The 21770-nt window shown below is 71.2% G+C and carries 20 protein-coding genes; 5 read left to right on the forward strand and 15 right to left on the reverse strand.

Annotated features, from left to right (window positions below; genetic code table 11):
* The first annotated feature begins 4 nt into the window (after positions 1–4).
* A complete protein-coding gene (locus tag IPV10_RS09500; RefSeq protein ID WP_307861097.1) occupies positions 5–3925 on the forward strand; it encodes a Pls/PosA family non-ribosomal peptide synthetase in 3921 nt (1306 codons plus the stop codon).
* Positions 3922–5280 carry a M1 family metallopeptidase gene (locus IPV10_RS09505; protein WP_207483132.1) on the forward strand — a complete coding sequence of 453 codons (1359 nt, stop codon included), beginning with the start codon at positions 3922–3924 and terminating at the stop codon, positions 5278–5280. The genes IPV10_RS09500 and IPV10_RS09505 overlap by 4 nt, the downstream gene beginning before the upstream one ends.
* Here IPV10_RS09505 and IPV10_RS09510 read toward each other — a convergent pair.
* From IPV10_RS09510 to IPV10_RS09530, 5 genes are read right to left on the reverse strand one after another with little or no spacing between them, the layout of a single operon-like run.
* On the reverse strand, positions 5240–5812 hold the full coding sequence (locus IPV10_RS09510; protein ID WP_207483134.1) for a hypothetical protein: 573 nt from the start codon (positions 5810–5812) through the stop codon (positions 5240–5242). The two genes, IPV10_RS09505 and IPV10_RS09510, sit on opposite strands and share 41 nt — an antisense overlap.
* A gap of 27 nt (positions 5813–5839) precedes the next feature.
* Positions 5840–6529, reverse strand: a complete 690-nt coding sequence (locus IPV10_RS09515) for a DUF899 family protein (RefSeq protein ID WP_207483136.1) — start codon at positions 6527–6529, stop codon at positions 5840–5842.
* Positions 6530–6584: 55 nt separating this feature from the next.
* Positions 6585–7970, reverse strand: a complete 1386-nt coding sequence (locus IPV10_RS09520; RefSeq protein WP_207483138.1) for an MFS transporter — start codon at positions 7968–7970, stop codon at positions 6585–6587.
* Between the two features lie 38 nt (positions 7971–8008).
* Positions 8009–9085: a YbdK family carboxylate-amine ligase gene (locus IPV10_RS09525; RefSeq protein WP_207483140.1), complete on the reverse strand. Its 1077-nt coding sequence runs from the start codon at positions 9083–9085 to the stop codon at positions 8009–8011.
* A 9-nt stretch (positions 9086–9094) separates the two neighbouring features.
* On the reverse strand, positions 9095–9361 hold the full coding sequence (locus tag IPV10_RS09530; protein ID WP_207483142.1) for a Rho termination factor N-terminal domain-containing protein: 267 nt from the start codon (positions 9359–9361) through the stop codon (positions 9095–9097).
* Positions 9362–9507: 146 nt separating this feature from the next.
* Between IPV10_RS09530 and IPV10_RS09535 the strand changes: the two genes are divergently transcribed.
* Positions 9508–9672, forward strand: coding sequence for a hypothetical protein (locus IPV10_RS09535; RefSeq protein ID WP_207483144.1), 165 nt, complete (start codon positions 9508–9510; stop codon positions 9670–9672).
* 55 nt (positions 9673–9727) lie between these two features.
* Here the strand turns inward: IPV10_RS09535 and IPV10_RS09540 are convergent, their stop codons facing one another.
* Positions 9728–9934 carry a CsbD family protein gene (locus tag IPV10_RS09540; RefSeq protein ID WP_207483146.1) on the reverse strand — a complete coding sequence of 69 codons (207 nt, stop codon included), beginning with the start codon at positions 9932–9934 and terminating at the stop codon, positions 9728–9730.
* 207 nt (positions 9935–10141) lie between these two features.
* Between IPV10_RS09540 and IPV10_RS09545 the strand changes: the two genes are divergently transcribed.
* On the forward strand, positions 10142–10543 hold the full coding sequence (locus IPV10_RS09545) for a hypothetical protein (RefSeq protein ID WP_207483149.1): 402 nt from the start codon (positions 10142–10144) through the stop codon (positions 10541–10543).
* 9 nt (positions 10544–10552) lie between these two features.
* Here IPV10_RS09545 and IPV10_RS09550 read toward each other — a convergent pair whose 3' ends face one another.
* The 5 genes from IPV10_RS09550 to IPV10_RS09570 all read right to left on the reverse strand — a co-directional run bounded on the left by IPV10_RS09550 (position 10553) and on the right by IPV10_RS09570 (position 16557).
* Positions 10553–10900 carry a hypothetical protein gene (locus tag IPV10_RS09550; protein ID WP_207483151.1) on the reverse strand — a complete coding sequence of 116 codons (348 nt, stop codon included), beginning with the start codon at positions 10898–10900 and terminating at the stop codon, positions 10553–10555.
* Between the two features lie 187 nt (positions 10901–11087).
* Positions 11088–13406: a beta-glucosidase gene (locus IPV10_RS09555; protein WP_374192227.1), complete on the reverse strand. Its 2319-nt coding sequence runs from the start codon at positions 13404–13406 to the stop codon at positions 11088–11090.
* Positions 13407–13446: 40 nt separating this feature from the next.
* A complete protein-coding gene (locus IPV10_RS09560) occupies positions 13447–14319 on the reverse strand; it encodes a carbohydrate ABC transporter permease (RefSeq protein ID WP_207483153.1) in 873 nt (290 codons plus the stop codon).
* Positions 14316–15284, reverse strand: coding sequence for a carbohydrate ABC transporter permease (locus tag IPV10_RS09565; RefSeq protein ID WP_207483155.1), 969 nt, complete (start codon positions 15282–15284; stop codon positions 14316–14318). Before IPV10_RS09565 ends, IPV10_RS09560 begins: the two co-directional genes overlap by 4 nt.
* Positions 15265–16557, reverse strand: coding sequence for an extracellular solute-binding protein (locus IPV10_RS09570; RefSeq protein ID WP_207483157.1), 1293 nt, complete (start codon positions 16555–16557; stop codon positions 15265–15267). The genes IPV10_RS09565 and IPV10_RS09570 overlap by 20 nt, the downstream gene beginning before the upstream one ends.
* 163 nt (positions 16558–16720) lie before the next feature.
* On the opposite strand from IPV10_RS09570, the gene IPV10_RS09575 reads away from it, so the two are divergent.
* Positions 16721–17722, forward strand: a complete 1002-nt coding sequence (locus IPV10_RS09575) for a LacI family DNA-binding transcriptional regulator (RefSeq protein ID WP_207483159.1) — start codon at positions 16721–16723, stop codon at positions 17720–17722.
* Positions 17723–17732: 10 nt separating this feature from the next.
* Here the strand turns inward: IPV10_RS09575 and IPV10_RS09580 are convergent, their stop codons facing one another.
* Genes IPV10_RS09580 through IPV10_RS09595 form a run of 4 tightly spaced genes read right to left on the reverse strand, consistent with a single transcriptional unit; the run spans position 17733 to position 21721 of the window.
* On the reverse strand, positions 17733–18545 hold the full coding sequence (locus IPV10_RS09580) for a PaaX family transcriptional regulator C-terminal domain-containing protein (RefSeq protein WP_207483161.1): 813 nt from the start codon (positions 18543–18545) through the stop codon (positions 17733–17735).
* A complete protein-coding gene (locus tag IPV10_RS09585) occupies positions 18542–19840 on the reverse strand; it encodes a kynureninase (RefSeq protein WP_242684815.1) in 1299 nt (432 codons plus the stop codon). Before IPV10_RS09585 ends, IPV10_RS09580 begins: the two co-directional genes overlap by 4 nt.
* Position 19841: 1 nt before the next feature.
* Positions 19842–20870 (reverse strand): hydrolase, encoded by a 1029-nt coding sequence (locus IPV10_RS09590; RefSeq protein ID WP_207483163.1) that lies wholly within the window; start codon positions 20868–20870, stop codon positions 19842–19844.
* Entirely contained in the window at positions 20870–21721 is an 852-nt protein-coding gene (locus tag IPV10_RS09595) for a tryptophan 2,3-dioxygenase (protein ID WP_207483165.1), read from the reverse strand. Before IPV10_RS09595 ends, IPV10_RS09590 begins: the two co-directional genes overlap by 1 nt.
* Positions 21722–21770 lie beyond the last annotated feature (49 nt).

A 21770-nucleotide genomic window follows, 5' to 3' on the forward strand; every position in this document is an offset into this window, starting at 1 on the left:
AGGCGTGCAGAAGGCTTACGATCGGACCGCCCACGCTCCGGCGCCTCGGACGCTGATCGACATCCTCCGCGACACCGCGGAGCGGCATCCGGACGCCTCCGCGATCGAGGATGCCGGCGGAGCACTCAGCTACGCCGAGCTCATCGCCCGGATCAACGTGACCGCGGCGCGCCTGCACGAGCAGGGAGTGCGCCGCGGTGACCGGGTCGGCGTGCGGATGCCGTCGGGGGAGCGCTCGCTGTACATCGCGATCCTGTCGATCCTGGCCGCCGGCGCCGCCTACGTGCCCGTCGACGCCGACGACCCGCAGGAGCGCGCCGATCTCGTCTTCGGCGAGGCGGACGTGCGCGGCATCATCGGCCCCGGCGGGGTCTACACGCCCTCGGAGGCCCCCGAGGCGGCGAAGGCCGCCGCGCTCTTCGCGGGCGCCGATCCGCACCCGAGCACCTCGGCCGTCCCGGTCGTCGCCCAGCCGGGGCTGGAGGACGACGCCTGGATCATCTTCACCTCGGGGTCCACCGGCACGCCGAAGGGAGTGGCGGTCTCGCACCGGTCGGCCGCGGCATTCGTCGATGCCGAGGCGCGTCTGTTCATGCAGGACGCGCCCCTCGGCCCCGGCGATCGCGTGCTGGCCGGTCTCTCCGTGGCCTTCGACGCCTCCTGCGAGGAGATGTGGCTCGCATGGCGGTCGGGCGCCTGTCTGATCCCCGCGCCGCGCGCGCTGGTCCGCTCCGGCGAGGACCTCGGCCCGTGGCTGGTCGGTCACGGCATCACCGTGGTCTCCACCGTGCCCACGCTCGCGGCGCTGTGGCCGGAGGACACGGTCGAGAACGTGCGCCTGCTCATCTTCGGCGGCGAGGCCTGCCCGCCCGAGCTCGTCGCCCGGCTCGTCGGCGAGGGCCGCGAGCTGTGGAACACGTACGGGCCCACCGAGGCCACCGTCGTGGCCTGCGCCGCGCTCATGGGCGGCGAGCCGCTCGTGCGCATCGGCCTGCCGCTGGACGGCTGGTCGCTCGCGGTCGTCGACGCCGCCGGCGACCCTGTCGCGGACGGCGAGGTCGGCGAGCTCATCATCGGCGGAGTCGGCCTCGCCCGCTACCTCGACCCGTCGAAGGACGCCGAGAAGTATGCGGCGATGCCCACTCTCGGCTGGTCGCGCGCATACCGCTCCGGCGACATGGTCCGCGCCGATCCCGAAGGCCTCGTGTTCCAGGGGCGGGTCGACGATCAGGTCAAGATCGGCGGCCGGCGCATCGAGCTCGGCGAGGTCGAGGCCGCGCTCCAGGCCGTCGACGATGTCACGGCCGCTGCGGTCGCGGTGCGCAAGACCTCCGCCGGCATCGCCATCCTCGTCGGCTATGTCGTCCCGGGCGAGGGGTTCGACCGTCAGCACGCGCGCGCCCAGCTCGCCGAGGCTCTGCCCGCGCCCCTGATCCCGCTCCTCGCAGTGGTCGACGACCTGCCGATCCGCACGTCAGGCAAGGTCGACAAGGCGGCTCTGCCCTGGCCTCTCACCGACCAGGACGGCGCCGACTCCACGCTCTCCGGCACGGCCGCGTGGCTCGCCGAGCAGTGGTTCTCGGTGCTGGGCATCCGCCCCTCCGAGGACGGCGCCGACTTCTTCCAGCTCGGCGGAGGCTCGCTCGCCGCCGCGCAGCTCGTCTCGCGCATCCGCTCCCGCGCGCCGGAGTACACGATGGCCGACGTCTACGACCTGCCGAGGCTCAGGCAGATGGCGGATGCCGTCGACGCCGCCTCCGTGGAGGAGACGCGCGCGTTCACCGAGGCCAAGCCCACCCCGCGTCGGATGCAGTGGGTGCAGACCCTGCTCGGCATCCCGCTGTTCATCCTCTCGGGCGCCCGCTGGATCACCTGGCTGCTGGTTGCAAGCTGGCTGCTGCAGCTCGTCCCCGGCTACGAGTTCCTGCCGGACGCGCCGGCGTGGGCGATCATCACCGGGCTCGTCGTCTTCACCACCCCGTTCGGGCGGATGGCGCTGGCCGCGCTCGCAGCCAGGCTGCTGCTCGCCGGCGTGCGCGGCGGCGACTACCCGCGCGGCGGCGGCGTGCACCTGCGGCTCTGGCTCGCCGAGCAGGTCTCGCAGCAGGTGGACCCGGTCGGGCTCGCCGGCGCGCCCTGGGTGACGCTGTACGCGCGCGCCCTCGGAGCCCGCGTCGGCAATGGCGTCGATCTGCACTCGCTGCCGCCCGTCACCGGGATGCTGCACATCGGCGACGGAGCGGCCATCGAGCCTGAGGTCGATCTCGCCGGCCACTGGATCGACGGCGACACCGTGCGCATCGGAGACATCCGCATCGGCGCAGGAGCGACGATCGGTGCGCGCAGCACGCTCGCGCCGGGCACCAAGATCGGGCGCGGGGCCGAGATCGCACCGGGCTCCGCCGTCTTCGGCCGGGTCCGTGCCCGCCAGCGCTGGGCGGGCTCGCCCGCGGTGCGCGTCGGCGGCAAGAGCACCCCGCTCGCGTCCGAGGCTCCGCCGGTGCGTCGCCGCTGGCTCTGGGCGTACGGCGCCTCGTCCGCGCTGCTCGGCCTCCTGCCGTTCCTCGCCTTCGCCGTCGGCGCGGCCGTGCTGGCCGCCGGCATCCGCGGGTCGGCATCCCTGTCCGCCGCGATCGGGCACTTCGCACTCTGGCTGGTCCCTGCGACGCTGACGACCGGCCTGGTGTTCGCCGCGGCCGTCGTGCTGCTCGTGCGCCTGCTCTCGATCGGCATGACAGAGGGCGTGCACGCGGTGCACGGGCGCGTGGCCTGGCAGGCGTGGACCACGGAGCGGCTGCTCGACTCGGCTCGGACGATGCTGTTCCCGATCTATTCCAGCCTGTTCACCCCGGTCTGGCTGCGGATGCTGGGCGCCAGGGTCGGCCGCGAGGTCGAGGCGTCGACGGTGCTGCTGATCCCGAAGATGACCGTCATCGATGACGGCGCCTTCCTCGCCGACGACACGATGGTGGGCACCTACGAGCTCAACGGCGGCTGGATGCGGATCGCGACCGCCCGGATCGGAAAACGTGCGTTCCTCGGCAACTCCGGCCTCGCCGCCGCCGGCCACAGGGTGCCGAAGGACGGCCTGATCGCCGTGCTCTCCGTGGCCCCGGAGAAGGCGAAGGCGGGGTCGTCGTGGCTCGGCTCACCCGCCGTGCGGCTTCGCCGTGTCGTGAACGACTCCGACCTCGAGCGCACCTACCGTCCACGGCAGTCGCTGCGCTACGCCCGTGCCCTGTGGGAGCTGTGCCGCATCATCCCGGTCTTCTTCACGTGCGGGCTGGGCCTCGCCGTCCTGCTCACCCTGGCCTGGCTCACAGACACCTGGGGGCTGTTCGCGGCGATCCTGCTGTCGGGGGCCGTGCTGCTCGCCGCCGGGGCGGTGGCCGCGGCATCGGCCACCGTCGCGAAGTGGGTCTTCGTCGGCCCGATCCGCGCCGGCGAGCATCCGCTCTGGTCGAGCTTCGTGTGGCGCACCGAGGTCGCCGACACGTTCACCGAGATGGTCGCGGCTCCCTGGTTCGCGAACGCGGCAGCGGGAACGCCGGCGCTCGTGATCTGGCTGCGCAGCCTCGGCGCGAAGATCGGCCACGGCGTCTGGACGGACAGCTACTGGCTCCCCGAACCCGACCTCGTGCGACTCGGCGACGGCGCCACGGTGAACCGCGGTTGTGTGGTTCAGACGCATCTGTTCCATGATCGAGTGATGAGCATCGACACCGTGACCCTGGAATCGGGCGCGACCCTCGGCCCGCACTCGGTCGTGCTGCCGGCCGCGACGATCGCCGCCGATGCGACCGTCGGCCCGGCATCCCTCGTCATGAGAGGCGAGACCGTGCCAGCCGGAAGCCGCTGGAGCGGCAACCCGATCGGCCCGTGGCGCGCCGTGAAGGTGCGGGCCTATCAGGCGGAAGGCGAATGAACGTCGACCCGTACACCCCGCACAGCGGCGACGCGCGCATCCGCGTCGAGCACTACGACCTCGACCTCGAGTACAAGCTCTCCACCAACCGTCTCGCCGGCACGGCGGTGATCGACGTCCGCATAGAGCAGGAGACCTCGGCGATCGCCTTCGACCTGGTGGGGCTGCGCGTCAAGAAGGTGCGGGTCGAAGGCCGTCGGAGGGCGGACTTCACGCAGAACGAGCGCAAGGTCAAGATCGCGCTGGGAAGCAGCGCCGAGCCGGGTGACGTCATCAAGGTGGTCATCGAGTACGTGGGCGCCCCCGGACCGCGCCGCACCCGCTGGGGATCGCTCGGCTGGGAGGAGCTCGAAGACGGCCTGCTCATCGCCTCCCAGCCCACGGGGGCCCCGACCTGGTTCCCGTGCAACGACGTGCCGTTCGACAAGGCCACCTACGGCATCCGGATCGCGACCGACCCCGGGTACACGGTGGTCGGGTCGGTGCCGGCCGCGCGCGGCGTCGAACGCGGACGGGCCGTCTGGACGTTCGACATCCCGACCCCGACGGCCACCTACCTGATGACGCTGCAGATCGGGCAGTATGCCGAAGAGCGGATGCCGCTGGACGGCGTGCCCGGAAGGCTGTTCTATCCGCGGATGCTCGCCGCCAGGGTGCGCGCCGACTTCGCCGATCTCGGCAGGATGATGTCGGCCTTCGAGGGGTTCTTCGGGCCGTACCCGTTCACCGGCTACACGGTGGTCGTCACGCCCGACGACCTGGAGATCCCGCTCGAGGCGCAGGCGATGGCGATCTTCGGCGCGAACCACATCGACGGCGAGCGCGGCCTCGAGCGGCTCGTCGCGCACGAGCTCGCGCACCAGTGGTTCGGCAACAGCGTCGGGCTGCGCCGCTGGCAGGACATCTGGCTGAACGAGGGATTCGCCTGCTACGCGGAGTGGATCTGGTCGGAGGCGTCGGGCGGTCCGAGCGCGCACGCGAAGGCGCTCGCGCATCACGAGCACCTGTCCGGACTCGACCAGGACGTCGTGATCGCCGACCCGGGGCCGGACACGATGTTCGACGACCGCGTCTACAAGCGCGGAGCCCTGACGCTGCACGCGCTGCGCCTCACGATCGGCGATGACGTCTTCTTCGATCTGGTGCGCGCATGGACCTCGGGGCGCGCTCACGCCTCGGCGGTCACGGAGGACTTCGTCGCGCTCGCGGAGGCCGTGAGCGGGCGCCCGCTCGCCGGCCTGTTCGCCGCGTGGCTGCACGATGCCGCACTGCCTGCTCTTCCGGCGGGACCGGAGGGGGAGACTCCGGCGCCGCTCACTGGCCCGATTCTCGGGCTGGGTCGATCGCGATACTGATCACGTAGCCCTCCGGAGCGGGGACCCCGACGACCTCGATGCGCCGGTCGCCCTGCAGGGCGATGAGTCTTCCTCCGGGGAGCAGGTCGCCCGCCGTGTCGCTGAGGCGGACCTCGCCGGGCGCGATCCTCAGCCCGCGGCCGTCGGCCTTCACCGCCGCCTCGATCGCGGTCCAGCCGCGGACGTCCGGCGGCGGGCGGGGCGCGAACAGGGGAGCGAGGTCGGCCATCTGCTCGCGGCCGCGATCGGCCTCGACGTCGACGCCGACGGCGGCCGCGGCATCCGCGTGGGCGAGCGCAGCCACCGCGAGCTCACCCCGGTGGCTGATGCTCACGACCGTCGTCCCCGACGAGGTGAGCGGCCGGCCGTGCGCGGCAGAGCCGCAGTGCGGGCACTGGTGCACGATGTCGTCGTCCGGCGCGCCCGCGTCTGCGAGCAGACGGCTGAGCACGCGCCGGCGCGCATCCGCTCCGAAGGCCCAGGCGACGCGCACCGGGCCGACGCGGAGCGTCGTGACCTCGCTGCTCGGCATGGGGCAAGCCTATGGCGCGGCTCGGCGTCAGGCGTGCGCTCCGTACAGCTCGCCGATCTCCTTCGAGCCCATGCCCCGCGAGTAGGTCGGGTGCTGCGGCCAGCCCGCGGGGGAGTCCTGCCACTCCTCCTGGCGACCGTACGGCAGCACGTCGATGAGGCCGTGGATGTGGCTGAGCCGCTCGGTGCCGCGCCCGTCGGTGTGCCAGGTGCGGTACACCGTGTCGCCGTCGCGGAGGAAGACGTTCACGGCGAAGCCGCTGTCGGGCGGGGCGCCGACGTCTGCGCCGAACGGGCTGTCGGCGCTCGAGTACCACGCCATCCGGTTCCCGACCCGGTCGCGGTAGGCGAGGGCCTCGTCGATCGGGCCGTTCGTGACGATCACGAAGCGGGTGTCGTAGTAGCGCTCGAGCACGTCGAGCCGGGTGAACTGCGACGTGAACCCGGTGCATCCGGGGCACTGCCACTCGTTGCCGTCCGACCACATGTGGTTGTACACGATGAGCTGCGAGTGCCCCTGGAAGACGTCGGCCAGGCGCACCTGGCCCTCCTCGCCCGCCAGCATGTATTCCGGCATCCGCACCATCGGCAGTCGGCGTCGCTGCGCGGCGATGGCGTCGAGTTCGCGGGTCGCCGCCTTCTCGCGCACCCGCAGCTCGTCCAGCTCGCGCTGCCAGGTCTCGGCGTCGACGACAGGGAGAAGGGGAAGCGTGCTCACCGGGGTCTCCGATCACTCGTGGACGCACCCAGTCTGCGCCGGGCCGCCGACACCGTCAACGGGTCGCCTCGGCCTCGGCTTCCTCCGGCTCGGCCGGGCCCCGCCGGATGCCGATCCACGACACGATCCCGCCGAGCGCCATGAGCGCGGCCGTGACCCACGCCGCGCTGTGGAAGCCGTCGAGGTCGAGCTTCCCGCCGACGATGGTCGACACCATGGCCACCACGAGGAGTCCGGCGACGCGGGAGACGGCGTTGTTCACGGCCGAGGCGATGCCAGAGCGCTTCTCCTCGATGGCGCCGAGGATCGCCGAGGTGAGCGGTGCCACGGTGAGCGCGAGACCGAGACCCATCACGATCATCGCCGGGAGCACCTGCCACCAGTAGTCGAAGTCGGAGGCGACGGTGAGCAGCAGCAGCGCGCCCGCGCCCATCAGCAGCGGGCCGACCGTCATGAAGATGCGCGGCCCGAACCGGCCGGCCCACGCACCCGCCCGCGAGCTCAGCAGGATCATCAGGATCGTCAGCGGCAGGCTCGCGAGCCCCGCGGCGGTCGCGCTGAGACCGGCGCCCTGCTGCAGGTACACTCCGACGACGAAGCCGTTGAGTGACAGTGCGGCGTAGACGAAGAGCGTCGCGAGGTTCCCCCAGCCGAAGTTGCGCACCCGGAACAGCGACAGCGGCATCATCGGTGTCGCCGCTCGCTGCTGCCGGATCAGGAACAGCGCGAACAGAGCGGCACCCGCGGTGCCGGGGATCCAGATCGCGGGAGAGGCCCAGCCGAGGTTCGGCTGCTCGATGAGCGCGAACACGACGGCGCCGAGTCCGATCGCGCACAGCGCCCCGCTCCACCAGTCGACGCGGATCCCGCGCGGATGCTCCGGCAGGCGCAGCCGGGCGAGAAGCACGAGCGTGACGCCGATCGGCAGGACATTGATCAGGAAGACGAACCGCCAGGAGAGGAGATCGACGAACAGGCCGCCGAGCAGCGGCCCGACGAGCATCGCCGCGGTCGTGAACGCTGTCCACACGCCGATGGCGCGCGACTGCACGTCGGCGCGCATCGTGGCGGTGATGAGCGCCAGCGAGCTCGGCACCAGGAGGGCTCCCGCCGCGCCCTGCGCAGCCCGGGCGATGATCAGGATGAGCGGATCGGGGGCGGCGGCGACCGCGACGGATGCCACGCCGAAGGCGATCAGCCCGACGCGCATCACGAGCACGCGGCCGTAGGCGTCGGACACGGAGCCCGCGAGCAGGATCAGCGCGCTGAGCGTGATCAGATACGCGTCGACCACCCACTGCTGCGTGGTGATGCCGCCGCCGAGCTCGCGGCTGATCGCCGGGAGCGCGACAGTGACGACCGTGCCGTCGAGGAAAGTCACGAACGAGGCGAGGACCGCGATCGTGATGACGAGACGCTGGAGTGCCGAGAAGGAAGCCACGGTTCGACGATACCGACGACGGGGCCACCCGGCTCCGATCAGGCGGCGGTCGTGCCGGCGCGGTACAGCGATCGGAGCCCCGCGATGCCGTCCCGCTCGTACGCCCTCTCCTGGCGCTGCGCGCCCGTCCCCTCGACGCGGATGCGCTCGAGATGCCCGGCCGCGAACTCCTCGTCGCCGTACTCCGCGAGCGCGGGCGCGGCGTGCGCGAGCATGGTCGCCGCGACCTCCCAGAGCGGCGCCACCTCTCCGGTGCTCGGGTCGATGACCCTGGCCTCCGGCCCCCGCCTCGCGGCGATCCACAGTGACGCGTCGATCGCGTCGAGCTCCTCGTCGCGGGCGCTCGGCGGCGGATCGCTCACTATGAGCGCCCGCGACAGCGTCGCGGCGAACAGGGCGTCCTCCGGGGTCAGCTGGGCGTCGAAGACGCGGACCTCCACCGTCGGATAGTGCTCGGACAGGCGAACGGCCCACGCCAGCGAGCCCGCATCCGGTATCGCGCCGAGCGCGATCAGGCGGTCGACGCGGGCGCGGTAGTCGTCCAGGTCACGGAAGTGGGGTGGGCACCACGATGACGGCAGGCGGCGGATCAGGATGCTGCGCCAGCTCGCGAACCCGGTGTGCCGGCCGTGGGCGAACGGCCCGTTGCCGGTGAGTGCGAGCAGCGCCGGCAGCCAGCCGCGCACGCGATTGAGCGCCCGCACGCGCTCCTCGTCGCCGTCGACCTCGACGTGGACGTGGAGTCCGTTGACCTCGTGCTCGCGGGTGATCTCGGCGAGCTGCGTGGCGACCTCCGCGTAGTGCTCGGAGGGTGACACCACGAGACCGCCGGGGGAGATGAACGGCGTCGCCGAGGGGGCGGCCACCGCCCGCTGCTGCGCGGCGTGGGTGCCGATCAGCTGCCGCATCCGGCTGAGCTGCGCCGAGGCATCCGCCCGTGTCGATGCCGGCTCCGTGACGCACTCGAACTGGCAAGTGAGGTACTCCGGCATCACTTCACCGCCGCTGCTGTGGCCGGTGATGCGCTCGCGGCTGCCGTCGCGCATCGACAGCGGCACGAGAGTCTCCTCGTCGAGGAGGACGAACTCCTCCTCGACGCCGAATCGGGCGGGCATCGCCGGCCCCTAGTGGTTCCGCAGCGCCGAGATGAGCTCGGACTTCCGCTTGCCGCTGTAGCCGCTCAGGCCCAGCTCCTTCGCGCGCCTGCGGAGCTCGTCGACGGTCCACTCCTCGTAGTCGCCGTGCTCGCCACCGCGCCGGCCGACGGTGCTGCGCCCCTCCTTCGCCGCCGCGTTCGAGATCCGCGCCGCCTTCTCCTTCGACGCTCCGTCCTCGCGGAGCTCCTCGTACAGCTCCGGGTCCTTGAGCGACCTGTTCCGCCGTTCGGGCATGTCCTCATCTCCTCTGTGCTTCCCCGTCTCCGTGGAGTCGTGGCACCAGGAGGGGGCCGCGTCAAGCCCCTCCGGCGAGTGGTGCGCCTGCGAGTAGCGTGAGGTCACTCAAGCGGACGCCTTGTCCTCGGCAGAAGGGAAGACCGATGAACATCCTCCTGATCATCGTGGTCGTCGTCGCCGTGATCCTCGCGATCACCGGCGGACTGGTGCAGTCTCTGCAGTTCCTCCTCTGGGTCGGTCTGGTCCTTCTCGCGATCGCTGTGATCGCGTGGCTGATCAGGGCGATCAGTGGTCGCAGCAGCGTCTGAACCGGGGTGACCGGCGAGTGGGGCCCGCCCGATGGCGGGCCCCACGCGCTCGGAGTCACTCCCTGAAGGCATCCTTGACGTTGTCGCCGGCATCGTGCGCGGCGTCCTTGACGTCTTCGCCGGCCTGCTTCGCCGACGCCTTCGCCTGGTCCATGCGGCCCTCGCGCTCAAGGTCCTCGTTGTCGGTGACCTTGCCGGCGCCCTCCTTGACCTTTCCGGCCATCTTCTCCGCTGCGTGCTTCATGTCGTCTGCGCCGCTCATCGTCAGCTCCTCTCAATGGGGGTGTTCCGGTCGAGATGACACCGTCTCACCCATCCAGGGAGGCGGCCACGGGATTGACAATCCGCGCGGCGCATGAGAGGCGGAGATCCGCCATCGACGCGCCGCCCGCGGAGGACTACCCTGGCGTCAGGCGGGTGGTCCTGCCCGTTCTCACTCGGCTGCGGCCGAAGACGGAAGCGGTGTGCGATGGACTCGATGATGATGGGCGCCATGTCCGAGAACATGATGTCGATGCCGGACATGGCCACGATGGACATGTCCGTCATGCAGGCGTGCATGGACGCGTGTTCGGCCTGCGAGCAGGCGTGCGTCGTCTGCTCCACGCAGATGATGGACTGCTCGCCCGCGTGCATGAACTGCGCCGACATGTGCAACACGACCATGCGCTCGATGATGCGGATGCAGGGCATGACGCCGGCGTCGATGATGGCGATGCTCGACGCCTGCATCGCGATGTGCCAGGTGTGCATGGACCAGTGCATGGCGCACGCCGATGACAGCGACGTCTGCCGGATGTGCGCTCAGGCCTGCCAGGCGTGCATGGATGCGTGCATGGCCATGAAGGACATGATGATGGCGTCGGCCTGACGCGCGAGCTCAGACCGCGGCGACGTTGAACTGCGCCCGGCCGACCGCGAGCACGCTGTAGCGGGGGTGCAGGGCGACCGGAGTCCCCGGCGCCGCCTCGAGGGCCGCTCCCGACGCGTTCCACAGTGCGTGCGCGACGCCGTCGAGCGTGCGCACCACGAGATCGCCGGTGGCGGCATCCGCCTGTTCGACGATCGCGTCGACCCACTCGGCCGGCGTCGCCGAGGCGATGCGGGCCTGGATCAGGTGCAGCGCGTGACCCGAAGCGAACGAGGAGCAGACGTCTCCCTGACGGCACATGCACGCTGCACGCTCACGCACCTGGAGGGGCGGAAGGTGGTTCAGCGGGCTGGACACGGGAGTCTCCTGTCGGTCGGATGCGTTCCCGCAAGAGTAGGGGCGCCGCCCGCGGAGGGGAACCGCCGGCGACACTCAGTGAAACAAACCGGTGCAGGCTCGCCCTTGCTCACGGAGGCACTCCTCCGCCATGCGTGCCATCGACGAGCGCGCGATCCGCGCCCTGGTCTGCGCGGAGGTCAGCCGGCTAGCCGTCGGCTCCGATGTCGAGCGTCGCGACGGTCTCCTCGTCCTCGCATGACGGTCCCACCCAGAGCCGGAACCGCCCGGGCTCGACGCGGCGCACGCCGTCGAGCCCTGTGAAGGCGAGCCGGTCGACCGGCACCTCGAGCGTCACCCGCTCCTCCGCACCCGGCTCGAGGGTGATGCGGCGGAAGCCGATCAGCTGAGCCATCGGACGCGTGACGCTGGCGATCTCGTCGTGCGCGTACAGCTGCACGACGTCGGATGCCGTGCGCGTGCCGGTGTTGCGCACCCGCACCGACGCGCGCAGGACTCCGTCGGCGGAAGCGACGGCGAGGTCGTCGTGGTCGAAGGTCGTGTAGCTCAGGCCGAATCCGAACGGACGCGCGGGCGTCGGGTCGGCGCTCGTGACGTCCGTACGGCCGCCGAGCACCGGATGCAGGTACGAGTACGGCTGCGCGCCGGCCGATCGCGGCATCGACACGGGGAGCCGCCCCGATGGCGACACGCGGCCGCTGAGCAGTGCGGCGATCGCCGGTCCGCCCTCCTCGCCGGGGAAGAACGCCTGCAGCACGGCTGCGGGACGGGCGGATGCCGCAGCCGCAGCGGCGGCCTCCGGCGCCGCCGAGTTCACGGCGCCGAGTCCGACGACGGCGCCGCGGACCCCGGCGCGCAGGGGCAGAGCCCAGTCGAGCGCATACGGCCGCCCGGTCATCGCGATCAGGATCACGGGCGTCCCGGTCGCGACGACGGCCTCGACGAGGGCGCGCTGGACGCCGGGGAGCTCGAGCGTCTCGACGTCGTTGCCCTCGCCCACGGTGCCGCGGCCGAACAGGCCGGCCCGGTCGCCGACCACGACGATCGCGACGTCCGCCCGCGCGGCCTCGGCGACCGCGGCGGCGATGCCTGAGCGATCCTCGCCCTCGACGGCGCACCCGGGGGAGAGGGAGACGACGGCATCCGCGAACTCGCCCCGCAGCGACCCCAGGACCGTCGGCAGGGAGATCCCGGCCGGTGTCTGCGGATGGTGCGCGAGCACGTGGTTCACGAAGGAATAGCAGCCCATCAGCGCCTCGGCGCTGTCGGCGTTGGGACCGATCACGGCGATCCGCCGTGCGGCATCCGCGTCGAGGGGGAGCAGCCCGTCGTTGCTCAGCAGCACGACCGACTCCTCCGCGAGCCGGCGCGCGATCGCCCGATGCTCCGGCGAATCGAGGTCGATCCGCTCCGGAGGGGTGCTGAAATCGGCGTCCAGGAGCCCGAGCTCCTCCTTCTGCGACAGCACCCGGACCACCGCGCGATCGAGGACATCCTCGCCCAGCGACCCGTCGCGCACCTGTGCGGCGAGCGTCGTGTACGCGTCGGGCGAGGGGAGCTCGACGTCGATCCCTGCGCCGATCGCGAGCCGGGCCGCGTGCGCGGCGTCCGCAGCCACCCGGTGCATGCTCCGCAGGAAGTCGACGGCGAAGTAATCCGACACGACCACGCCGTCGAACCCCCACCGCTCGCGCAGGACCCCGGTGAGGTACGTCGGGTCGGCCGCGACGGGCACTCCGTCGATGTCGGTGTACGAGTTCATCACGCTGCGGGCGCCGCCCTCGCGCAGCGCCATCTCGAACGGCGGGAGCAGCACGTCCTCGATCTCGCGCCGGCCCGCGTGCACCGGGGCGTGGTTGCGCCCTGCCCTCGATGCGGAGTACCCGACGAAATGCTTGAGCGTGGCGTGCACGCCCTCGCTCTGCAGGCCGCGGACGTACGCGGCGCCGAGGGCGCCGACCACCAGCGGGTCCTCGGCGATGCACTCGTCCACCCGGCCCCACCGAGGGTCGCGGATGACGTCGAGCACCGGCGCGAGCCCCTGGTGGATCCCGAGCGCGCGCATCGACGTGCCGATCGCGCGTCCGGTCTCCTCGACCAGCTCGGGGTCGAACGAGGCGCCCCAGGCCAGCGGCGTGGGGAAGGTCGCCGCCTTCCAGGCCGCGAGGCCGGTGAGGCACTCCTCGTGGACGATCGCCGGGATGCCCAGCCGGGTCTCGCGCTGCAGGCGGCGCTGCTCCGCCCACAGCCACCCGGCGCGCTCCACAGGGTCGACAGGGCGGGTCCCGTAGACCCGGGTGAGGTGGCCGATACCGTCGCGGGTCGCCTCCTCGTATCGGGTCGAGCTCTTCTTCTCGCCCGCCATCGGGGCGACCACCTCATCGCCCTGGTCGACCCAGAAGCCGACCAGCTGGGCCTGCTTCTCCTCGAGCGTCATCTGCTCCAGGAGCGCGGTCACGCGCGGGGAGGGGGCGGGGGAGTTCTGCGGCACGTTCGTATCTCTCATCTTCGGGGTCTCTTGGCGGTCGGATGATCCGGGCCGGCGCTCAGCCCTTGACCGCACCGGTCAGTCCGCCGACGATCCGCCGCTCGAACAGGCTGAAGAACACCAGCGCCGGGATCATCGACAGCGAGGTGAACGCGAGCACCTTGGCGGTGTCGACCGAGTACTGCGAGGCGAACGACTGCACGCCCAGCGGCAGCGTGAACGCGGCGTCGTCGTTCAGGATGAACAGCGGCAGCAGATAGCCGTTCCAGCTGCCGATGAACGCCAGGATGCCGGTGGTGATGACACCGGGCAGCGACAGCGGCAGCACCATCCGCCAGAAGAACCCGAGGCGACTGCATCCGTCGATGAACGCGGCCTCCTGGATCTCGTCGGGGATCGCCCGCAGGAACGGGACCAGGATGATGATCGTGGTCGGCAGCGCGAACGCGATCTGCGGCAGGATCACCCCGCCGAGCGAGTTCATCAGCCCGAGGCTCCTGATCACGATGTACAGCGGCGTGATCGCCACGGTCAGCGGGAACATCAGCCCGGCCGCGAAGAACGCGTAGAGCACACCGCGGCCGGCGAACCGGTAGCGGGCGAGCGTGTACGCGGCCATCAGCCCGAGCGAGACCGCCCCGGCGGTCGTGGCCAGCGCCACCAGGGTGGAGTTCAGGATCTGCCGCCAGAACACGCCGCCGGTGAGCACGTCGAGGTAGTTCGACACCACCCACGGCTGCGGCAGGCCGGACGGGTCGGTCGTGATCTGCGCGTTCGTCCGGAATCCGCCGACGATGATGTAGGCGATGGGGGCGAGCATCAGCCCGATCGCGACCGCCGCGACGACGTAGACGGCGGGGTTCGCCCAGGGGAGCCGCGGCCGGGCGGACCGGCCGGGCCGCCGGGTGACGAGCACCGAGGTGGCGGTCATCGTGTCTTCTCCTTCACGCGCGCGGTGCGCGCCTCGGCTGCCGGCTTCCCGGCCTCCGGATCGGTCAGTGCGCCCTCGGTGTCCCTGCGGAGCACGGCCCGCTGATAGATCAGCGCGACGACGAGGGAGATCAGGAAGAGCACCACGGCCACGGCGTTGCCGTACCCGTAGTTGCCCGCGTTGCGGCCCTCGGACACCATGTAGGTCGCCATGGTCGACGTGCCGGCTGTGGAGGCGATGTACTGCCCCCAGATGATGTAGACGAGGTCGAACAGCTGCAGCGAGCCGATGATCGACAGGAACGCCCAGATCCGCAGCGTCGGCGCGAGCAGCGGCAGGGTGATCCGCCACTGGATCTGCCAGTACGACGCCCCGTCGATCGCGGCCGCCTCGTGGAGCTCCTCGGGGATTCCCTGGAGCCCCGCGAGGAAAAGGATGACGGCGAAGCCGATGTACTTCCAGGTGATGATCGCCATCAGCGTCCAGATCGCGATGCCGGGGTCAGACAGCCAGTCGTTCGCCAGCCAGCCGAGTCCGCTGTTCTCCAGCAGCGCGTTCAGCGCGCCCTTGGTCTGCAGCATCAGGCTCCAGCCGGTGCCGACGACGACCTCGGAGATCACGTACGGCACGAAGATCAGCACCCGGACCAGCGACTGCCCGCGCATGCGGCGGTTCAGCAGGAGCGCGAGCAGGATCGCTGCGGGCCCCTGCAGCACCAGCGACAGCACCAGGATGATGCCGTTGTGGGCCAGGGCCTCGTGGAACAGCGGGTCCTGCAGGATCGTGAGGTAGTTCTTCAGCCCCACGAAGTCCGTCGGCGGGCCGTACCCCTGCCAGCTGAAGAAGCCGTAGAAGGCGGCCATCAGCACGGGGAAGATCACGAAGGCGAGGAAGACGAGCAGGGCGGGCCCGGCCAGAAGGATCACTTCCAGCCGGACCGCCGTCTCACGCCTTCGCCGCGGCATCCTGGACAGCCTTGACGATGTCCTCAGGCGTTCCCTGACCCGCGAGCATGGTCACCACTGCGACGTTCAGGGCGTTGCCCACGTTCTGCCCGTAGACGGTGTCGAGCCACTGCGAGGCGTAGGGGGCCGCGTTGTAGGCCTCGAGGATGTCCTGGAGGTACGGCTCAGTGACCGCCTCCTGCGCCACGGTGTTGACCGGCGGGGCGTTGAACGCCTTGTAGTACGCGGTCTGCACCTCCGACGTGCCGAGGAAGTTGAGGAAGTCGACGCAGGCGTCCGGGGCATCCACCGAGCAGGAGTAGCCGTCGACCCCGCCCATCATCGAACCGGGCAGGCCCTCGCCGCCGTCGACCTCGGGGAACGGGAACCAGGCGAGATCCGCGAGCGGCTTCTGGTCGGGGGTGAGGGAGCCGATCACACCGGGATCCCACGCGCCCATCAGCTCCATCGAGGCCTGGTGGTTGGCGATCAGGCCGGCAGAGCTGCCGGCGCCCTTCTGCGCGGAGGTGGTCAGGAACCCGGCGTTGAACGGCTCGGTGGCCGCGAACTCCTGCAGGTCCTCGCCGGCGCGCACCCAGCACTCGTCGTCGAACGTCATGGCGTCGGCCGCCTCGGCCAGCGTCTCCGGGCTGCATTCGCGCAGCGCCAGCCAGTAGTACCAGTGCGCGGCGGGCCACGCGTCCTGAGCGCCGAGGGCGACCGGGTCGATGCCGGCGTCCTTGAGTGCGGCGGTCGCATCGGTCAGCTCGTCGAGCGTCGTCGGGTTCTCGGCGATCCCGGCCTGGTCGAAGAGGTCCTGGCTGTAGAACAGCCCGCCGGGCAGGACCGCCACCGGCATCGCGTAGACCTTGCCGTCCAGGCTGTTCGCCGAGTATGCGGCATCCGGGATCTCCTCGGCTGCCGGGCCGCTGATCGCGTCGGTGAGGTCCTTGAGCTGGCCGGCCTTGACCATTGCCGCCATCTTGCCGCCGCCGCGCTGCAGGAAGATGTCGGGGGCGTCGCCGGAGTTGAGCGCCGTCTGCAGCTTGCCGTCGAGGTCCTCGTTCTGGATCGACTGCACGTCGATCGTGACCCCGGGGTTGGCCTCCTCGAAGTCGGCCACGGTCTGCTCCCAGAAATCCACGCCCGGTCCGGTCGTGGAGTTGTGCCAGAGCGTCATCGAGGTGCTGCCGTCGCCGCTGTCGGATCCGCCGGTGGTGCAGCCGGAGAGGACGAGCGCTCCGACGGCCGCGAGTGCGGCTGCGGAGGCGAGGGGGAGCCTTCTGCTGATCATGTGATTGTTCTCCTCATCGAGTGGCGCACCGCGTCGATGCGGGCGCCCGCGGCGGCTCGGATGAGACCGCGGTGGGAAGCAGTCTCGTGTCGTGCGATCAACTCGTCAAACGTTTTCGAAAACAGTTTCCATGCGAGCCCGCGCGGGGCTACGCTGGCGTGTCATGGGGGCACGGACAACGATCCACGACGTCGCGAGAGCGGCCGGCGTCTCGGTGTCCACCGTGTCGAAGGCCGTCAACGGGCGCTACGGGATCGCCGATGTCACGGTGCAGCGGGTACTCGACACGGTGCGCGAGCTCGGCTACGAGTCGAGCCTGGTCGCCAGCAGCATGCGGGCACGGCGAACCGGCGTGATCGGGGTGCTCCTGGCGGACTTCGAGCCGTTCAGCGCGGAGATACTGAAGGGCGTCGGCGCCGCAGTGCACGACACCGCGTTCGACCTCCTCGCCTACAGCGGGTCGCATCACGGCGCCGGAGACGGCTGGGAGCGCCGCTCGCTGAGCAGGCTCTCCGGCACGCTGATCGACGCGGCGATCATGGTGACTCCGACGGTCGTCAGCCCGGGCACGGAGATCCCCGTCGTCGCGATCGACCCGCACACGGGGCGCGCCGACCTTCCCACGGTGGAATCGGACAGCTTCGGCGGCGCATACGCCGCCACCCGACACCTGATCGACCTCGGACACCGGCGGATCGGCTTCCTGGCCGGGCGCCCCGACCTGCGATCCGCGGCGCTGCGCGACGCGGGCTATCGCCGGGCGCTCTCGGATGCCGGCATCCTGGTCGACCCCGCCCTGATCAAGGTCGGCCGGTACGAGCTGGAGACGACCAGGGAGTCGGCACGCGTCATGCTCGGCGCCCCGACGCGCCCGACCGCGGTGTTCGCCGCGAACGACCTGTCGGCGATCGCGGTGATCGACGTCGCGAACGACCTCGGGCTGCGGGTTCCGGAGGACCTCTCGGTGATCGGCTTCGACGACGTCCCGGAGGCGTCGCGCCGGGCGCGGCCGCTCACGACCATCCAGCAGCCGATGCGCCGGCTCGGCGCGCTCGCCGCCGAGATGGTCTTCACGCTCCTGTCGGGCGGCGAGCTCGAGGAGACGCACGTGATCCTGCCGACGCGACTGGTGGTCCGCGCGACGACGGCCGCCCACGCGGGCTGACCGCCGCGGGTCAGGATGCCGCGATCCTGCGCACGTGCTCCCATGCCGGCGCCTGCAGCGCCGCCGAGCGGCGGGCGAACTCGGCGAAGCTGCGGCGGCCCGGCCAGCCGTCCGGCAGCATCGCCGGCGGCAGCCCGGGGTCGACGTACGGGAGCACCCGCCAGCTGTCGATCAGCTGCACGTAGGCGGCGAACGGGGCGGCGGGGAGCGCCGCGAGCGACTCCTGGAAGGCGAGGTGCTCGGCGCGCAGCGCGCCGAGGTCCCACCACTCGGCCGCAGCCTCAGGCAGAGTTCCCGCGGTGCTCGGGGTCGCCGCCTGGAACAGGGTCGCCCACTGCCTCGCGTCGAGCTCCGCCAGGATCTGCTCGATCTCGCCCTGCAGGTGGCCGGGACAGATCCACAGCGCGGGCGAGACGACACCTGCGCCGATCCACTGCAGGCGGCGGCGGAGCTGATGGCGCACGCTCCGCGCGCTCTCCGGGATCGAGAACGACACGAGGCACCAGCTGTCGGCATCCGTCATCTCGCGCATCTCGAAGATGCGCCGGTCGCCGCGCTCGAGCATGGTCACCGCTGCCGGGTTCAGCCGGTAGCCGATCGCGGCGTCGCGTTCGGCGATCAGCAGCCCCTTCTGCTTGAGGCGCGTGATGCCGGTGCGGGCCTGCGCGGCCGGGATGCCGAGGTCGCCGGCGAGCGCCACCAGCTGCGCCGCCGAGATCCAGCCGCCGAGCCGCCGCAGATACAGGCCCACGACGGTGCGCAGCAGCGAGGCGGTGCTGCCGGGGCGCGCGTCGATGTCGTCGAGCACGGCGGCATCGTTCACAGGCCGGACCCCTGAGCCGGGCCCACGCGCCCCGAGGCTCCGGGCAGCGCCGGAGGCGATGCGCGGAGAGGGCGTTGGGATCGAAGGGCCAGCGCGTCGCGCACCGCCAGCACGCCCGTGACGGTCTCGACGTGCGAGGTGCTCAGCGGGGAGAGGCCCAGGCGGATGCCGTCGGGGAAGCGGAAGTCGGGGATGATCCCGTCCGCCCACAGCCGGCGAGTGACCTCGCGGAAGTCGTCGTGGCCGATCGTGACGTGCCCGCCGCGGAGCTCCGGGTCGCGCGGGCTCAGCAGTCGCACGCCGAGCGGGGCGAGCACCTCGTCGTACGCCCGCACGGCGAGGTCGGTCAGGGACTTCGACTTCGCACGGACTCCGTCGATCGTGGCCTGCTCGATCAGGTCGAGCATCCCCTGCATGGCGAGCATCGAGGTGACGGGCGGGGTGCCGCTGAGCAGCTGGCGGATGTCGCCGGCCGGGACGTACTCGGGGCCCATCGCGAAGATGTCGGCGGCGCTCCACCAGCCCTGGATAGGCTGGCGCAGCACGCCCTGGTGCTCGCGGCGGAGGTACGCGAAGGCGGGGGAGCCGGGGCCGCCGTTCAGGTACTTGTAGGTGCATCCGACGGCCATGTCGACGCCCCAGGCGTCGAGCTGCATCGGGATCACGCCGACCGAGTGGCAGAGGTCCCACATCATCAGCGCGCCGGCCTCGTGCACGGCCGCGGTGATGCCCGGCATGTCGGCGAGGGCGCCGGAGCGGTAGTCCACGTGGCTCAGCGAGACGAGGGCCGTGCGGTCGGAGACGGCGGCTTCGACGTCGGCGACCGTGACGCCGTGGACGGGGTCGGGCTCGAGCCAGACCACCGTCATGCCGGTCTCGGCGGCGACGCCCTCGGCCATGAAGCGATCGGTGGGGAAGTTGCCGGCCTCGATCACGAGCTCGGTGCGGGTGGAGTCGGCGCCGGCAGCGGCGCGCATGAGCTTGTAGATGAGCACGCTCGTCGAGTCGGCGACGACGGTCTGCCCGGCCGCGGCGCCGAGGGCGAGGGCGCCGATGCGGTCGCCGAGCTCCATCGGCAGAGCCATCCACTGCTCGTCCCAGGAGCGGATGAGCCGGGTGCCCCAGTCGTCGCGGACGAAGGCCGCGAGCTTCTCGGGGATGTCCCTGAGCGGGCGGCCCAGCGAGTTGCCGTCGAGGTAGGCGCTGACCCCTGGCGCCTCGGCGAAGGCGGCGAGGTGCGCGCCCAGCGGGTCGGCGGCGTCGAGGGCGCGGGCGGTTGCGAGGAGGTCGGTCATGTCACACCTTCAGGGGTCGGGCGTCGAGGGGGTCGGAGGTCGTCGCGGGGAGGACGAGGAGGACGGATGCCGGATCGAGCGGGTCGGCAGGTGCGAGCGCGCGGAGGAGCGCTGTGTCGTCGACGCCGGCGTCGCGGAGCGCGGCGATCTCGTGCGGGTTCACGTCGACCGGGGTCGGGCCGTTGCCCATGTCTGTGCCGTAGTGGACGGTGCCGCCCGCGGCGTGGAACCGGCGCACGTTGTCGATCGCGACCGACCGGTCGGCGTCGCCGTGGATCGCGAGCGTGGAGATCCAGGAGACGGATGCCGCCTGCGCAGCGATCTCGTCGTCCGTGAGCCGCTCGGTGAACGGCGCGTGCGCGAGGGTGTCGACGCCGAGACGGGCGGCGCGCTGCGCCTCGCCGGGGCCCTGGGCATGGGCCACGACGGGGAGGCCGCGGGCCGATGCCGCGTCGACCATCGCGAGGATCGTGTCGTCGCCGAAGACGGGGCCTGCGTCGCTGTTGCAGGCGACCTTGATGCAGGATGCTCCGGCGTCCGCCATCTCGGCCACTGCCGCTGCGGCATCCGCCGGGCTCGCGATCTGGCGGAACGAGCCTGCCGGCGCCCAGGAGCGTTCGGACGGGTACCCGCCCGGTGGAGTGAGGAAGGCTCCGGCGAACTCGATCGAGGTCGCGCGGGCCTCGTGCGGCGTTCGCAACTCCGGAGTTCCGCCCTCGAATCCGCCCGAATCGCCGGTTGCGGCCGAGAAACGGTGCGTTTCTCCGGAGTTGTGGCGAGCGAGCCGCGCGATCGCCGCGGGGTTCGCCCCGAGGTCGACGACTCTTCCGAGCCGAGATCCAGCGAGCAGCGCGTGATCGACGAGCTGCAGGTGCACATGGTGGTCGGTGAATCCGCCGATGATCACGCCGTCGAACCGGGGGAGTCCGACCGCGGGGGAGTCATCGCTCAGCAGCATCCGCCCGTCGTCATCCGCGGTCAGGATGCCGTCGCGCCATCCCTCCCCGTCGAAGAACGTCGCGGCCTTCATCAGCCGCCGATCTCGGTGCGCACGGCGTACAGCTCGGGGAAGAACGTGAGGTCGAGGGCGCGCTGCAGGAAGCCCACGCCGCTGGAGCCGCCGGTGCCGACCTTCATGCCGATCGTCCTCGCGACCGTCTTCAGGTGCCGGAAGCGCCAGAACTGGAAGTTGTCCTCGAGGTCGACGAGATCCTCGCACGCCTCGTAGAGATCCCAGTGGGTGCTCGGGTCCTGGTAGATCTCGCGGATCGCCGGAACGAGCGCCGGCGTCTCGCGGTAGGGCTGGCGCACGTCGCGCTCGAGGATCTCGGCGGGGACCGGCAGCCCGCGGCGGGAGGCGTAGCGGAGGAACTCGTCGTAGAGGGTCGGCTTCTCCCACTCGGCGGTGAGCAGCGCGAGGTTCGCGGGGTGGTCGCGGAAGACGCCGAGCATCTTCTCGTTCTTGTTGCCGAGCGCGAACTCGACGGACCGGTACTGCGCGGACTGGAATCCGGACGAGCTGCCGAGCGAGCCGCGGAACTGCGCGTACTCGGTGGGGGTGAGTGTCGCCAGGATCGACCACTGCTGGGTCATCACGTCCTGGATCCTCTTGACGCGGGCGACGCGCTTGAGCGCCTCGCGGAGGTCGTCGCTGGCGAGCAGCGTGCGCGCGGACGACAGCTCGTGCAGCAGCTGCTTGAGCCAGAGCTCGGTGGTCTGGTGCTGGATGATGAACAGCATCTCGTCGTGGTGCTCGGGCCGGCTCACCGGATGCTGCGCCGTGAGCAGCTGGTCGAGTGCGAGGTAGGACCCGTAGGTCATGCGACCCGTGAGGTCGGTGACGATGCCGTCTTCGAGTGCGCGTTCGTTCTCAGTGCTCATGTCGTCAAACATATAACGATCACGCCGAACGTCACAATAGTGAAATGTT

Source organism: Microbacterium sp. SD291 (genome assembly GCF_017355365.1).
Lineage (GTDB): Bacteria > Actinomycetota > Actinomycetes > Actinomycetales > Microbacteriaceae > Microbacterium.